Source organism: Amycolatopsis sp. H20-H5 (assembly GCF_035828755.1).
In the GTDB taxonomy this organism is placed as follows: domain Bacteria; phylum Actinomycetota; class Actinomycetes; order Mycobacteriales; family Pseudonocardiaceae; genus Amycolatopsis.
In genome coordinates this window covers 53,550-67,130 of record NZ_JAYMZS010000043.1, presented here as the reverse complement: position 1 = coordinate 67,130, position 13,581 = coordinate 53,550, and the positions used below count along the sequence as shown (strand labels likewise).

At 71.0% G+C, this 13,581-nt stretch carries 11 protein-coding genes; 7 read left to right on the top strand and 4 right to left on the bottom strand.

Features of this window, described 5'->3' with window-relative positions; genetic code table 11:
• Window positions 1-54 precede the first annotated feature (54 nt).
• The 3 genes from QMK34_RS23595 to QMK34_RS23585 all read right to left on the bottom strand — a co-directional run bounded on the left by QMK34_RS23595 (window position 55) and on the right by QMK34_RS23585 (window position 2,019).
• Window positions 55-240, bottom strand: a complete 186-nt coding sequence (locus tag QMK34_RS23595; RefSeq protein WP_326416437.1) for a hypothetical protein — start codon at window positions 238-240, stop codon at window positions 55-57.
• Window positions 241-242: 2 nt separating this feature from the next.
• Complete coding sequence (locus QMK34_RS23590) at window positions 243-1,208, bottom strand: DMT family transporter (RefSeq protein WP_326416436.1); 966 nt, start codon at window positions 1,206-1,208, stop codon at window positions 243-245.
• Between the two features lie 88 nt (window positions 1,209-1,296).
• On the bottom strand, window positions 1,297-2,019 hold the full coding sequence (locus QMK34_RS23585; protein WP_326416435.1) for a haloacid dehalogenase type II: 723 nt from the start codon (window positions 2,017-2,019) through the stop codon (window positions 1,297-1,299).
• Between the two features lie 192 nt (window positions 2,020-2,211).
• Between QMK34_RS23585 and QMK34_RS23580 the strand changes: the two genes are divergently transcribed.
• From QMK34_RS23580 to QMK34_RS23550, 7 genes are all read left to right on the top strand, one after another.
• Window positions 2,212-2,982: a response regulator transcription factor gene (locus QMK34_RS23580; protein WP_326416434.1), complete on the top strand. Its 771-nt coding sequence runs from the start codon at window positions 2,212-2,214 to the stop codon at window positions 2,980-2,982.
• Between the two features lie 36 nt (window positions 2,983-3,018).
• Window positions 3,019-3,369 carry a DUF190 domain-containing protein gene (locus QMK34_RS23575; protein ID WP_442785194.1) on the top strand — a complete coding sequence of 117 codons (351 nt, stop codon included), beginning with the start codon at window positions 3,019-3,021 and terminating at the stop codon, window positions 3,367-3,369.
• A 163-nt stretch (window positions 3,370-3,532) separates the two neighbouring features.
• Window positions 3,533-7,066 carry a non-ribosomal peptide synthetase gene (locus tag QMK34_RS23570; protein WP_326416432.1) on the top strand — a complete coding sequence of 1,178 codons (3,534 nt, stop codon included), beginning with the start codon at window positions 3,533-3,535 and terminating at the stop codon, window positions 7,064-7,066.
• Complete coding sequence (locus QMK34_RS23565; RefSeq protein WP_326416431.1) at window positions 7,063-8,469, top strand: condensation domain-containing protein; 1,407 nt, start codon at window positions 7,063-7,065, stop codon at window positions 8,467-8,469. Before QMK34_RS23570 ends, QMK34_RS23565 begins: the two co-directional genes overlap by 4 nt.
• Window position 8,470: 1 nt before the next feature.
• Window positions 8,471-9,811 (top strand): MFS transporter, encoded by a 1,341-nt coding sequence (locus QMK34_RS23560; protein WP_326416430.1) that lies wholly within the window; start codon window positions 8,471-8,473, stop codon window positions 9,809-9,811.
• A 17-nt stretch (window positions 9,812-9,828) separates the two neighbouring features.
• Complete coding sequence (locus QMK34_RS23555) at window positions 9,829-10,011, top strand: MbtH family protein (RefSeq protein ID WP_326416429.1); 183 nt, start codon at window positions 9,829-9,831, stop codon at window positions 10,009-10,011.
• Window positions 9,969-11,186, top strand: coding sequence for a thioesterase domain-containing protein (locus QMK34_RS23550; protein ID WP_326416428.1), 1,218 nt, complete (start codon window positions 9,969-9,971; stop codon window positions 11,184-11,186). The genes QMK34_RS23555 and QMK34_RS23550 overlap by 43 nt, the downstream gene beginning before the upstream one ends.
• Before the next feature lie 49 nt (window positions 11,187-11,235).
• On the opposite strand, the gene helR is transcribed toward QMK34_RS23550, so the two are convergent.
• A complete protein-coding gene (gene helR, locus QMK34_RS23545) occupies window positions 11,236-13,485 on the bottom strand; it encodes an RNA polymerase recycling motor ATPase HelR (RefSeq protein WP_326416427.1) in 2,250 nt (749 codons plus the stop codon).
• Window positions 13,486-13,581: the final 96 nt, after the last annotated feature.

The window sequence follows — 13,581 nt, the reverse complement described above, 5'->3', positions numbered from 1 at the left end:
CGTTTTACGCCGTGAAGGTGGCCTTCAGGGGCAACTGTCCCGACGACGCGCTCGCTAGGGGCGGCGGGTGCCGGGCAGGTAGTCGCCGCGCAGCCGGGGGCCGTGGGGGGTCGGCACCCAGTGCAGGTTCTCGTCCGGTTGCCCGGCGGCCGGGCTCAGGACGTAGCGGTCCCACAGGTCGAGCTGCCGGTCGAGCGGTGCGCGCACGCCCCGCAGCGCGCGGCTGAGCCAGGAGGACATCCTCATCTCACCGTCCCGCTGCCGGACCCCTGGTCCACCAGCCGATCCTCGACGTCCGGGCTCGGCTCCGGGGCGCCCCCGCGGAAGAGCAGTCTCCGCAGTGTTTCCGGCCGGGTGTTGACCAGCGCGTTGCCCACCACGATCAGCACGGCGCCCGCCAGCGCGTAGCCGGTCCAGGAGTAGCCCTCGACGAAGGTGGACACCAGCAGCGCGACGATCGGGAAGAGCACCGTCACGTAGCCCGCCCGCTGCGCGCCGATCCGGCCGATGATCGAGAGGTAGAGGCCGAAGCCGACGATCGACCCGAAGACGATCAGATAGGTGAGGGCCGCGACGTACGGCAGCCCGGTGTCGAAGGCGAATCCGCCGTTGAACGCCGCGACCACGGCGAGGATCAGGCTCCCGTACAGGAGTCCGTACGCCTCGCTCTGCACGATCGGCACCCCGGCTTCCTGTGTCCGGTCCGAGACGATGTTGCCCAGCGAGAAGCACAGCGCGGCGCAGAAGGCTTCGATCACCCCCAGCGTGGTCGTGTTGGTGAGGCTGAAGCCTGCCAGGTCGACCCAGAAGACCATGGCCATGCCGGACAGGCCGACTACCCCGCCCACCAGCACGGTGCGCTGGACGCGGCGCCCGAGGAAGATCGCCGAGTTGACGACGTTCAGCGGCAGTGTCATGGCGAACACGAGCGCGACCAGTCCGGACGGGATGTGCTGCTCGGCGGCGTAGAGGAACAGGTAGTTGACCGAGAACATCAGGGTGCCGATGAGCGCCATGCGCAGGTGGTCGCGCGGGCCGAACCTCATCGGCAGCTTCCGGATCGCCACGTAGCCCAGCAGCAGGAGCGCCGCCCCCAGCGACCGGTAGCAGATCGACGCGGCCATCGGCACTTCGCCGAGCTGGTACTTGATGGCGATCCAGGTCAGGCCCCAGACCAGGACGACGAACCCGTACAGCACAAGACTCATGGCACCCCTTCGGCTACTGCGATCCAGTATCGATCGGGTGACACGCCGGGCGCTTGAAGATCTTTGCCGGGAAGGGACTCGGCGCGCGTCAGCAGCCGAGCTTCGTCGCGAGGTCGAGGAAGTCCGCCGCCACGATCTCGGCTTCGCCGCCGGGCCGGTCGGCTTGCCGAAGCGGGCCCTTTTCGCCCGCTCGCTCGACGAACGCCGTCCGCAGCCCGGCCTGGCGCGCGCCGGCGAGGTCCCAGTTGTGCGAAGCCACCATGAGGATCCGCTCCGGCTGGACGTCCAGCAGCCGCGCGGCGGTCTGGTACGGCTCGGGAGACGGCTTGTACTGGCGCGCGAGTTCGGCGGACAGGATGGCGTCGAACCGCAGGCCCGCCTTCTTGACCAGACGCGTGAGCAGCGCGAAACCGCCGTTGGACAGTGCCACGGTGACGTAACCGCTCCTCAGCCGCTCCAGGCCGGCCCCGGCTTCGGGCCAGGGCCGCAGGTCGTGCCACGCCCGCACCAGGCGACGGCGTGCCGCTTCGTCGAACGACGACGCGACCGCGAACTGGTCGAGCAGCTCGTCCAGCGAGCGCCGGTGGAGCTCGTCGAGCGAGGTCCAGGGAAGCGAGCCGGAGCGGACGAGCGCCATCGAGGGCAGGTAGTGGTCGCGCCACGCGTCCGCGAACGCGCCCGCGTCGAGCTCCGCGCCGCGGTCGGCGGCGACCGCGCGCACGTGCTCCGCGATACTGGCGCGCCAGTCGACGGTGGTCCCGAAGATGTCGAATGCCAGGACCTCGATGGAGCCAATCAGGGGTGCGGTCACCGGCGGATCTTATCATCTCGCGCGAAGATCGTAACCGCCGTTTATCCGGTTGAATGGCGTTGAACGCATTACTCGAACGGGCTACTCACAAAGTCGTAGCCTTATGTCAGTGGGTGAACAGCCTTGTGATGGGATGTTGGCTGTGTCACACTGGAAAGTGGTTCTGGGTGCGGAATCGTATGAATATGGGGTGTGGGGCTTGATTCTTTTCTCTCCGGCACACCGGTTCATCCGGTATTCGCCGGGCCGTGGGGCGGGCGGGCGATGAGGGACGATCCGGGCGTCATCACCATCGTGGTGATCGACAACCAGCAGCTGTCCCGGCAGGGCATGACGGAGGTGCTCTCCGCCGAGCCCGACCTCGAGGTGGTCGGCGGCAGCGGGTTCGGCCGGGAGGCGACCCTGCTGGCTGGCCGGGTCAAACCGGACGTCATCCTGCTGGACGGCGAGTTCGGCGGTGCCCACGCGACCACCAGTATGCGGGGCCTGCTCGCGGCCTCGCCCGCCTCGAAACTGGTCACCGTGATCGCCCACGACGACCCGCGGCTGGTGGGCAGCCTGATCGTCGCGGGGGCGCACGCGTACGTGCTCAGGAGTGCGACCAGGGACGAGCTGCTGGTCACGCTGCGCGCCGCTCATCGTGACTCCGGGCATGTGCTGGTGTCGGTTTCCCGCGCGACACTCGAAGGGATAAACGGCGCCAATCAGCGCTTGCTTTCGCGGCGTGAACGAGAAGTCATGCTCCTCGTCGCGGTCGGTATGAAGAATTCCGAGATAGCGCATGAACTGTTCATTTCGGAGGGTACCGTGAAAAGGCATCTGACGAATACCTACACCAAACTGGGGGTTGTTTCCAGAATGGGTGCGGTGAAAAAAGCCGTCTCGCTGGGTATCGTTTTGTTCGGAGAGGCCGAACAATCGGGAGCCGAGGATCAGCGGGGCCGGAGCACCGGCGGGGGCTGAGCCCCGGCCGCACGGAAACGGAAGGGACCCATGGCCATGGCTGGGCAGATGATGCGCTTGACCGTGTTCGTCGGCGAAGATCTCTGGCATCACAAGCCGGTCGCGCACGAGATCGTGCGCCGCGCGCACGACTGCGGGCTGGCTGGCGCGACGGTGCTGCGCGGTGTCGCCGGATTCGGGGCGGGCTCACGGATCCACACGCTGGGCATCCTGTCCCTGTCCGACGGGATGGCGTCCATGGTGATCGTCATCGACACCGAGGAGCGCGTGCGCGAATTCCTCCCGCAGCTCGACGGGCTGTTCGTCGACGGGCTGGTCACGCTCGACCCGGTGGAGACCATGGTCCCCGCCCCGCCGGAGCAGCAGCGCCGGAAACGGCATCCCTGACCGGCGTTTCCGGGCTGTTGGACAGGAATGTTCAAGTCCCGAGGGGGCGCGCCTGCCTATCCTCCTTCCCTACCGGACACGGGGGCGTGACGGCCCGGTAGGGGTGTCCATTTTGCCCGGACGTACTTGGTCGGGGCGCGTGAGTGGGGGAGTGGGCCACGTGGTGTCCAGCGGACGGCCGGCGGGTGTTCGCCGGGAACGGATCTGGTTTCTCGATCAGCTCGCGGTGGATTCCTCCGCGCAGCATCACGCGCTCGCCGTGCGGATCCACGGACCGGTGGACCTCGCCCTGGTCGAGCGCGCACTGGACACCGTCGTCGAGCGGCACGAGGTCCTGCGCACGGTCTTCTCGTTCCGCGACGGCGGGCTGGTCGCGGACGTCGTGACCGGGCCGCGCGAGCCGATCCTCACCGAGGACCTGCGCGCGCTGCCCGCCGCCGGGCGCGCGGGCAGGCTGGCGCGGCTCACCGAAGACACGCTGCGGCGGCCGTTCGACCTGGCGGAGTCACCGATCCGGTGCTCGCTGGCACGGCTCGGCCGGTACGACCACGAACTGCTCGTCGTCGTCCACCGGATCGCCGCCGACCGGCGCTCGGCCGAACTCCTCGGCGACGAGATCGCGGCCGCCTATGGCGCCTTCGCGGCGGGCGGCCTGCCGGACCGAGGCCCGGCCGATGGTTCGTGCGCCGAAGACCCGCCGTCCGGGCTCGACGGCAGCGCCGACTTCTGGAAGCGGGTCGTCGCCGACCTGCCGGACCCTCTTTCCCTGCCCGGCAGGCGTTCCCGCCCCGAGCTGGGCACCCAGGCCACCGGCCGGGCCGGGTTCGCGGTCCGGCGCTCGGTCGCCGGGAACCTGCGCGAGCTCGCCGCGGCGGAGGAAACCGACGTCACCACTGTCGTCGCCGCCGCGTTCGCGATCCTGTTGCACCGCGAGGTCCGCACCCAGGATCTCGTCCTCGGCGTACCGGTGGACCTGCGTGACGCCGGGAGGCCCGACGCCGTCGGCCCGTTCACCGAGGCGCTCCCGCTGCGGCTGCGGCTGCCCTACGACCCGACCTGGCGCGAGGTCGTCGGGCTGGTCCGGGACGGGCTGCGCGAGGTCGCCGCACACCGTGAGGTTCCGCTGAGCCGGTTGATCGAGTTCGCCAGCCCGCAGGCGCAGTTGTCGATGCACCCGCTGTTCCAGGTCCTCACCGGCGGCGAGCCCGCGGCGCGGGAACCGCGCACGATCGCCGGTGTCACCTTCGACGCCCGCGTCGTCGAAATCTCGCGCTCGCCTTACGACCTCGAACTCCGGGTGCGGGACGGGGACTCGCTCGAAGGCGTGTTGTCCTTCCAGGAGGAGCTGTTCGCGCGCGAGGACGTGGACGTCGTCGCGGAGCGGGTGCTCCGCCTGCTCCGGACGATGGCCGCGGAGCCCGACGCCCACCTGTCGGGTTCCGCGCTCGTCGGCGGGGACGAGCGGGAACGGATCCTGTACGGCTGGAACCGGACCGCGGTCGCCTTTCCCCGCCACACCACCGTGCATGAGCTGTTCGAGCAGTGGGCGGACCGCACCCCGCAGGCTCCCGCGCTGCGCTGGGAAGGCACGGCGTACACCTACGTGGAGCTCGACAGCAGGGCCAACCAGCTCGCCCGCCATCTGCGCAAGCTGCGCGCGGGCCGGGAAACCAGGATCGGGCTGCACTTCGGCTACTCCGCCGAATGGGTCGTCTCGGCGCTCGCGACGTTGAAGGCGGGCGCGGCGTACGTGCCGCTCGACCCGTCCTATCCGGCCGACCGGCTCGCGATGATGTGCGAGAGCGCCGACGTCGAGATCCTGCTGTCCCACGCCGAGGCAGGCGACTCGCCGGTGACCCCCGGCGTCCGGCGGGTGCTGGTCGACGCCGAGCCGTCGATCGACGACGAGCCGGTGGACCGGCTCGACACCGGCGCCGAGCCGGATCAGCTCGCGTACGTCATGTTCACCTCGGGGTCGACCGGCCGCCCGAAGGGGATCGCGGTCACCCATCGCAACATCGCCCGCACGGTGCTGGGCATCACCTACACCCGGTTCGCGCCGGGCGACAGCGTCGCGCAGGGCTCCAACATCTCCTTCGACGCGACCACGCTGGAGACCTGGGGCGCGCTGCTGAACGGCGCGCGGCTGGTCGGTCTCCGCAAGGCGGACCTGCTCGAACCGCACCGGCTGCGGCGGCAGCTGATCGACAACGAGATCGACATGATGTTCCTGCCCGCCGCCCTGATGAAGCAGCTCGTGGCCGAGGCGCCGGACACCTTCGCCTCCCTGCGGTACTTCCAGTCCGGTGGTGAGCAGGCGGACTTCCACACCCACCGCCGGATCCTCGCGAACGGCCCGCCGGAAAACCTGATCAACCCCTATGGCCCGACCGAGACCACGGTCAACGCCACCGCGTACCGGACCAACGACCTCGCCGCCGCCGAGCAGCACGTCCCGATCGGCTTCCCGCTGGCGAACACGACCTGTTACGTGCTCGACCAGTACTGGCAGCCGGTGCCCGCCGGGGTGGCGGGCGAACTGTTCGTCGGGGGCGACGGGGTGTCGCGTGGCTACCTCGGGCAGACCGCGCTGACCGCGGAGCGGTTCGTCCCCGACCCGTTCGGCGGGACGCCGGGGGCGCGGCTGTACCGGACCGGCGACCTCGCCCGGTACCGCGCCGACGGCGCGATCGAGTTCCTCGGCCGGGCGGACCGGCAGGTCAAGATCCGCGGCTTCCGGGTCGAGCCCGGCGAGGTCGAAGCGGCGATTCTCCTTTCGGGACAGGTGAAGGAGGTCTCCGTCCAGGTCGACGTCGACGCCGGGGGCGATCAGCTGCTGGTGGCCTACCTGGTTTCGGCCGTGCCCGTGCCCGACCTCGCGGGCCTGCGCGAGTTCCTGCGCGACCAGGTGCCGGTCTACCTGGTCCCCGGGCTGTTCGTCCCGGTGCCCGCGCTGCCGCTGAACGCGAACGGCAAGCTGGACACCCGGGCGCTGCGGGAGCTCATGCCCTCGGTGAGCGCCAGTGCGGAAAAAGTCGAGCCGCGCACGCCCACCGAGGGCAGGCTCGACGCGCTGATGACCGGCGTCCTCGGGGTGGCGGGGATGAGCGTGCACGACGACTTCTTCCGTCTCGGCGGTGATTCGCTCCGCGCCGTCGCGCTCGTCGCCCGCGTCAGGACGATGTTCGGGATGGATCTCCCGCTGGGCGCGGTCTTCCGGAACCCGACGCCCGCGTCCCTCGCGGCGGAGATCGACCGGCTGCGGTCGGCGCCGCTGGTCCCCGCGCCGCTCGTGCCCGTTGCCGCCGAGGTCGAAGTGCCCGCCGTCGTCGTGGCCGAACCGGAACCCCCGCCCGTGCTCCGCCGGGAAGCGGGTTCCGGACCCTCCACCCGCGCGCGGGTCGCGGCCATCTGGCAGGAGGTGCTCGACGTCCCCGAGCTCGCGGATGACGACGACTTTTTCGTGCTGGGCGGGCATTCCCTCAAGGTCACCAGGGTGGCGTCGCGGGTGAAGGCGGCCTTCGGCGTGAACGTGCCGTTGCGGCTGCTGTTCGCCAACCCGACGGTGAAGGCGTTCGCGGTGGCTGTCGACGAGCTGCTCGGGCAGCCCGGTCCCGGCGAACCGCCGCCGGATCCCGTCGCCGGGCTGGAAAGCCTGCTCGACGCGGTGCTGCTGCCCGGCGAGGAGGCCGAATGACCGGTGTGCCGGACGTCGTCGGCCGCCTGGAAGCTCTCCCGGCGCCACGCCGCCGCGCCGCGCTCGAGCTGCTGCGCGGGCGTGGGCACGAGTTCGGCGTGTACGCGCTGTCGTCGGCGCAGCGACGGCTCTGGTTCCTTTGCTCGCTCGACGCGGAGTTGCCGATCTACAACGTCCCCTACGCGTTCCGGCTGACCGGGGAGGTGGACGGGGACGCCCTGCGGGACGCGCTCGGGGAAGTGGTCCGCAGGCACGAGATGCTCCGGACGGTCTTCTTCGACTTCGATGGCGAGCCGTTCTACGCGGTGCTGCCGTCGATCCCCACCCCGTGGACGGTCCGTGACCTGCCCGGCGAGCTCGCCGCGGCACTCGACGACCAGGCGCGGCTCCCGTTCGACCTCCGGCGCGGGCCGCTGCTGCGCGCGGGACTGCTCACCGACGGCGAGCACTCGCACGTCTTCCTGCTGACGCTGCACCATCTCGTCTGCGACGGCTGGAGCCTGGCGATCATCCTGCGTGAACTGGGGGAGGCCTACGACGCGCTGATCGACGGGCGTGAGCCGCACCTCGGGCCGCCACCGGCGCGCTTCGCCGACGCGGCCCGGCGGCAGGAAGCCGCCGAACTGGCGGGCCGTGCGCGGCTGCTCCAGTACTGGACCGGCGGGCTCGCCGGAGCGCCCGGCCTGCTTTCCCTGCCCACGGACCATCCACGTCCCGCTGTGGAGAGCCACGAAGGCGGGCAGGAGGTTTTCCACTGGCCGGTGGATCTGCGCGAGGAGGTCGAGCGGTTTTCCGCCGCGCACCGGGTGACGCCGTTCATGACGGCGCTAGCCGCGTTCGAAGTGCTGCTGTACCACTACACCGGTCGCGAGGACATCCTCGTCGGCGCCCCGGTTTCGGGCCGGAGCAGCCTCGAGACCGAGGACCTCGTCGGGTTCTTCGTCAACACGGTCGTGCTCCGGGTGCGGCCGTCGGCCCGGATGCGGTTCGCCGAGCTGCTCGCGCAGGTGCGGGAGGTGACGCTCGCCGCACAGTCCGCTCAGGACACTCCGTTCGAGGTGCTGGTCGAAACCCTGCGGACACCACGGAACCTCGATCACCACCCGCTGGTCCAGGTGTGTTTCGTGGTGCTGGAGAAAGAGAACGAGCTGCTCGCACTGCCGGGCGTGACCTGCGAACAGGTGCAGGGCCACACCGGCACCAGCAAGTTCGACCTGACCGTCTCGCTCATCTCGGTGCCCGAAGGGCTCCGTGGCGTCGCCGAGTTCGACAGCGCGCTGTTCGAACCGGGCACGATACGGCGGCTGGCGGCCGATCTGCGCGAGGTGCTGACCGCCGCCGTGGCGGCGCCGGAACGGGAGCTCGGGTCGCTGGTCCCGTCCCGGACGGGCGAGGAGGCCTGAGGTGGCCGGGCCGCGGCAGCTGACCGGGCTGAAAGCGTTTTCCGTGCTGTGGGTGGGACAGGTGCTCTCCGCGGTCGGCACCCGGATGACGAACTTCGTGCTCGCCATCTGGGTGTGGCGCGAAACCGGGCAGGCGTCGGCGCTCGCCCTGCTGACGTTCTGCGCCTTCGGGGCGACAGTGGTGTGCAGCCCGTTCGCCGGGGTGCTCATCGACAGGCTGAGCAGGCGGCTCACGATCATGCTGAGCGATGTCGGTTCGGCGGTGGCGACCGGGGTGATGCTGCTGCTGTTCCTTGGCGGGCACGTGCAGCTCTGGCAGCTCGTCATCACGAACACGGTGACCGGGGCGTTTCTGGCGTTCCAGTTCCCGGCCTACGCCTCGACCGTCGCGGACCTGCTGCCGAAAGAGCAGTACGCCAGGGCGAACGGGATGCTCTCGCTCGTCCGCTCGCTCCCGGCCATCGCCGCCCCCGCGCTCGCGGGCGTGCTGCTCGGGCTCTTCCCGATCAACGCCGTCCTGCTGGTCGACGTGCTGTCCTATCTGGTCGCGATCGGCACGGTCTTCCTGGTCCGCCTGCCGTCGAAACCAGCGCGCGACGGGGAGAAGGTCGCCTCCTGGTGGCGCGAATGGACGGCGGGTTTCCGCTACATCGCCCACCGGCGCGGCCTGACCGGCCTGCTGGCGCTCAACACCGTGGTCGGCCTGACCTCGTCGATGGGTTTCGTCGTGCTGATCCCGATGATCCTCGCGCGCACCGGCGACGACCAGCTCCAGCTCGGTGTCGTGCAGTCGGTCGGCGCCGTCGGCGGGGTGTGCGGCGCGCTCGTGCTGACGCGCCTGCGGGCCCCGGCGGCGAAGATGCCGTTCGTGATCGGCGGGATCCTCGCGTTCAGCCTGCTCGGGCAGATCGCCGTCGGGCTCGGGACCACGCTGATCGTCTGGGCCGCGGCGTGGTTCTTCGCGTGGCTGACCGTGCCGTTCGTCGAGGGGTACAGCCAGGCGATCTGGCAGCGGAAAGTGCCCGCCGGAGTACGCGGGCGAGTCTTCGCCGCGACGCAGCTGTTCGAGAACCTGGCGCTGCCCATCGGGTTCGCGATCGCCGGGCCGCTCGCCGACCACTACCTGACGCCGGGGATGCGGCCCGGCGGCGGCCTGGCTGCGGTGTTCGGCCCGCTTGTCGGCACGGGCCAGGGCGCCGGAATGGCGCTGATCTTCCTGCTGGCGGGGACCATCGGCGCGGTGTGCGCGGTGGCCGCGGCGTTCACCAGGAGCGTCCGCGAGCTGGAAACCGACCTGCCGGACCACGACGACTCCGCCCAGCCGGCGGACCTGTCCCGTTGAGTGAGGGAGGACCGACCATGGAACCGGTGTTCAAGGTGGTGGTCAACGCCGAGGAGCAGTATTCGATCTGGCCCGCCGCACGGGAAAACGCGCCGGGCTGGCGGGACGAGGGTTTCGAGGGCGGGGAACAACGCTGCCTGGCGCATATCGCCGAGGTGTGGCCGGACATCCGCCCGGCGAGCCTGCGGCGGCGGTCTTGACCGAGCGGGCGCGGATCCGCCGGGTCGCGCTGACCGCGGCCGATCAGGTCGACGCGCTGGAACGCGCGTGGAGCTTCGTCCTGAGCGGGCATTTGCCGTCCCGGCTCACCCGGGTGTGCTGGGCCGAGCGCGACGACACCCTGCACGAGCAGGCGGCGCGGGAGCTGGCGAACGCCCCGGCGCGGTTCGTGCGGGGCACCCTGCTGCGCACCGGCTCCCGCGCCGAGTTGCTGGTCCGCGCCGAACCGGCGGCGCTCGACGGGCCGGGGCTCGACCGGGTGGTGGCGGAGGTCCTCGCCACCTGTGACGGACTGGCCGCCGGTCGGCTCAGCGTGCCCGAGGCCACGGCACCGGCCGAAACCGCCGAGCCGCCGAAGGTGCCCGCGCCCGTGGCGGAGGTGACGCCGGAGCTGGTGGTGCTGCGGGACGCCGGACGTCCGCACCTGCACCTCTACTACCCGGGCACCGGGGCCGGGGCGGCGTATCGGGAGCTGGTCGCGGCACTGCCGTCCTCGTGGACCATCACCGCCTGCGACGACGCTCCGCACGCGGAGTCCGTCGAGGAGATGAGCGAGTGGTACCTGGCCGCGTTGCGCGGGCGCCACGCCGAGCCGGACCTGCTGGGCGGCTGGTCGATGGGCGGGCTCGTCGGACTGGCCGCGGTGCGGCGGCGCACCGGCCGCGCCGCCGGGCACCGGCCCGGTCTGGTCCTGATCGACAGCCCGCCGCCCAGCCGCCACGACGCCGTTCCCCACCCCGGCGGGGTCGGGGAGTTCGCGGAGTTCCTCTTCGAGTCGTTCGCGCTGCGCGGGTACCGGCCGGTCCTGCTGGACGTCGGCGCGGACGACGGGCTCGGCCTGGCGCTGCTGTCCGCCGGGCTGGGCCGGGCCGGGGAGGAGGTGTCGGCGGACTGGCTCGCGGAGTGGCTCGTCCAGTATCGGCGGCAGCTGCGGCTGCTCGCGGGCTATCAGCGGCGCGACCCCACCGACGTCCGCGCGCTGCTGCTGCTGGGGGAGCTCACGGCGGGCCAGGTCGAGGACTGGCGGTGCCTGGTGGGCGAGCGGCTGTCGGTCGAGCGGCTCGGTGACGGGCATTTCGAGCTGCTCAGGGCACCCGCGGTGCACGAGGTGGGCCGGGCACTCACCGCGCTGGCGAAAGCGGGTCACGGTTACTGACCGGCGGACGAGCCGTCCCTTAGCTCAGGGACGGCCCGTCCGTGAGTCGCTACGCCGCCGGTCGATTCCCGGCACCGGCGGGGGCCGGGGTTTCGGCGAGTCCGGTCAGGACCTCCGGCAGCGGGCCCTGGTGCAGGACGCCGAGGCGCTGGGTGGCACGGGTGAGGGCGACGTAGAGCTCGGCCGCGCCGCGCGGGCCGTCGGCGAGGATCCGTGCCGGGTCCACGACCAGGACGGCGTCGAACTCCAGCCCCTTCGTCTCCGACGCCACCACCGCGCCCGGCACCCCCGGCGGCCCGATCACCACGCTGGTGCCTTCACGACCGCCCTCGTCCCGGACGAAGTCCTCGATGGCGGCAGGAAGTTCGTCCCCGGCGACCCGCCTGGACCACGGCTGGACGCCGCACGCGCGGACCGACTCCGGTGGCCGGACCCCCGGCGCGAACTCGGCGAGCAGCGCCGCCGCGACGGCCATGATCTCCGCCGGGGTGCGGTAGTTCACCGTCAGCGACCGGTAGACCCAGCGGCCGGGCACGTACGCCTCCAGCATCGTGGCCCACGAGGTCGCCCCGGCCGCCGACCGGCGCTGGGCGAGGTCGCCGACCACCGTGAAGGACCGGCCGGGGCACCGCCGCATCAGCACCCGCCAGTCCATTTCGGACAGTTCCTGGGCCTCATCGACCACGACGTGCCGGTAGGTCCAGTCCCGGTCCGCGGCGGCGCGCTCGACGAGTTCACGGGTGTCGTGCTCCTCGAAGCGATCCGCCAGGTCCTCGCTGTAGAGCAGGTTTTCGGCGGACAGCAGGATGTCCTCGTCCATCTCCTCGCGGTCCAGCTTGAGGCTGTCCAGCACACCGGCGGCGTACTCGGCCTCGGCCCGCTTCTCCCGCTCGGCGGCCTGCTTGGCGGCCTGGTCGGCCACCGTGTCGCGGCCCAGCAGGTCGGCCAGTTCGTCCAGCAGCGGTATGTCCGACACCGTCCAGGCGTCGCCGTCGGTGCGCAGCAGCGCCTGGTCGGCGCCTGCCGCGCGGAGCCGCTCTGGGGAGGAGAACAGCGGTGCCAACAGCGTTTCCGGCGTCAGGATCGGCCAGAGTTCGGTGAGCGCGGCGGTGAACGTCTCGTCCTCGGCGAGCTCCTTGAGCAGCTCCGCCCGCAGCTCCTCCCAGGCCTGGCGGTCGTCCCGGGTCAGCCAGCCCTTGCCGATCCGGGGTATCGCCCGTTCGGTGAGCGCCCAGGTGATGATCTCGGTGAACACCGCGCGGGCCTCGTTGTGCGGCAGCCCGCTCGAGCGGGCCTCCTGGATGGCCCACTCCGCGATCCCGGCGTCGATCCGCACCGTGACGTCGGACAGGACGATCGGCAGCGGCTGCTCCGGCAGCCGCTGCCGATCGGCGATCGCCGCCGCGAGCACGTCCAGGACCTTCAGCGAACCCTTGAGCCGTACGGTTTCCGGCGCGTCCTCGGCGGTGACACTCAACCCGGGCACGAGATCGCCGGGGGTCATGAACACCACCTCGGACTCGCCCAGCGAGGGCAGCACGCGGCCGATGTGGTTCAGGAACGCCGGGTTGGGCCCGACCACGAGCACCCCGTGGCGCTCCATCCGCTCCCGCTGGGTGTAGAGCAGGTACGCGACGCGGTGCAGCGCCACCACGGTCTTCCCGGTGCCGGGGCCGCCCTCGATCACCAGCACGCCCGGATGATCGAGCCGGATGATCGCGTCCTGCTCGGCCTGGATCGTCGCGACGATGTCGCGCATCCCCTCACCCCGCGGCGCGTTGACCGCCGCGAGCAGCGCCGCGTCCGCCTGCTCGCCGCGATATTCCTGGGGGGTCGACCCCCCGGACCGCTCGTCACCGGGGCGGCCGAGCACCTCGTCGGTGAACCCGGACACCTGACGCCCGCGGGTGTGGAACTGGCGCCGCCGCCGCATGTTCTCCGGGGTCGCGCCGGTGGCGACGTAGAAAGCGCGAGCCGCCGGTGCCCGCCAATCCAGCAACACCGGTTCGTACTCGTTCTCGTCGTCGAACAGGCCGATCCGGCCGACGTACGAATGTTCGCCCGAAAGGGTGTCCAACCGGCCGAAACACAGCCCGTTGTCCGCGACGTCCAGCCGCCTCGCCTCCTTCGCCGACGCACGCACCCGGACGTCCCGTTCCATCGGCGTCCCGCCGGTTCCCCCCAACGCCGCGTCGTACTCACCTTTCACCCGCGCGCGCTCGGCGTCGAGCCGCGCGTAGAGCCCGGCCACGTAACTCCGCTCGGACCGTAATTCCTCTTCGTACCCCTGAGTTGACACAGGCCCCTCACAGCGTTTAAACTGAAATTAGGTTCGACGGGTATTCCTTTGTTTCACTTTTTGTTCCAGGGATTACACGTCGATTTTTTATTGTCC

Coding starts and splice junctions, on each gene's coding strand:
- QMK34_RS23595 (WP_326416437.1), bottom strand. CDS start 240: ATGTCCTCCTGGCTCAGCCGCGCGCTGCGGGGCGTGCGCGCACCGCTC.
- QMK34_RS23590 (WP_326416436.1), bottom strand. CDS start 1,208: ATGAGTCTTGTGCTGTACGGGTTCGTCGTCCTGGTCTGGGGCCTGACC.
- QMK34_RS23575 (WP_442785194.1), top strand. CDS start 3,019: ATGGCTGGGCAGATGATGCGCTTGACCGTGTTCGTCGGCGAAGATCTC.
- QMK34_RS23565 (WP_326416431.1), top strand. CDS start 7,063: ATGACCGGTGTGCCGGACGTCGTCGGCCGCCTGGAAGCTCTCCCGGCG.
- QMK34_RS23555 (WP_326416429.1), top strand. CDS start 9,829: ATGGAACCGGTGTTCAAGGTGGTGGTCAACGCCGAGGAGCAGTATTCG.